Here is a 1,073-nt window from a genome sequence, read left to right as displayed (position 1 = left end):
ATCGACGGTTACGCATCCTCGACTGGAAACTATCGATCCCAGTCCAACCGCGAGATTGCTTCGGACCTCGCTGCCCAAGGCGGGGTAGACAGCGTCGAATTCGATGTTTTTGTTGGGCAAGGCCACCGCGATCGTCCTCTCCCGGAGATCAAAGGCAAGACAGGGCCCCGCAAGCAGCTTGATGCCAGCATTGTGGATGCGTCGTCGCTGAGATGCATCGAGATCGTGCAGGCCGTAAGGCGAAATCAGCGTTACATCCGCCGTGAAGCTGCGCAGGAACTCGGCGTCATTGAGCCCGTTCGCAGCGGTGCCGATGACGCCGACGCGGCGATCCGTCACCTCGAACCCATCGCAGATCGGACAATAGCGTAGCAGGCCGCGCGACAGCGCCTCGGCGTGCATATCATCTGGCATGGCGGGACGGCGGTTCACAACGCCGGTCGCCAGCAGAACCGTGCGGGCGCGCAGGATTAAGTCCCCGGCTACCGCCACGAACAGATCGCCGTCTCTCGTCAACGAGGTCACCTCGGCAGCTATATGACGGGAGCCATATCGCGTGGCCTGAGCCTTCATGCGCGCCAGGAGCTCCAATCCCCCTATGCCGTCCGGGAAACCGGCATGGTTGTGGCTGACTGGGATCCAACCCGCGCGGCTTTCTCCACCGTCCACGACCAAAACAGACAGATGAAACCTGGCCAGATAAATCGCAGCTGTCTGACCGGCCGGGCCGCCACCGATCACAAGGCAGTCGAACGGACGCGACCCGTTGCCAATGAGCGGCTCGCGGTTAGCTTCAGAAGCAAACGTCACTGCGATTGGCGATCCAAGCCGATCCTGTCCCGACCCTGTCGATGCCATACCTTCGAACTCCCTCAACTTCGTCCGGATAGATCCTTGAGCGAAAATCGGAATAGAAAGACCAATTCCACGTCGGTTGGCACCGGCCTTTACACGTAAATTTTAGTTTCGATATCTTCCAGGACGCGTGTGACCTCTTCAAATCGAGCTTCCGCGTCCGACCAGTTTTGCACGAAGTCGAACAATTCTCTCATCGCCGGCGCGATTTCCCTGTA

At 59.3% G+C, this 1,073-nt stretch carries 1 protein-coding gene; it reads right to left on the bottom strand.

The genetic code is table 11. The features are described 5' to 3' along the window. Positions 1–810 (bottom strand): NAD(P)/FAD-dependent oxidoreductase (locus tag Q8M82_RS01285; protein ID WP_305689578.1); only part of this gene is annotated, 810 nt, incomplete at its 3' end. Positions 811–1,073 lie beyond the last annotated feature (263 nt).

Origin of the sequence: Allobosea sp. (assembly GCF_030694325.1) — a bacterium.
Taxonomy (GTDB): Bacteria; Pseudomonadota; Alphaproteobacteria; order Rhizobiales; family Beijerinckiaceae; genus Allobosea.
This window is presented reverse-complemented; position numbering and strand designations above follow the sequence as displayed.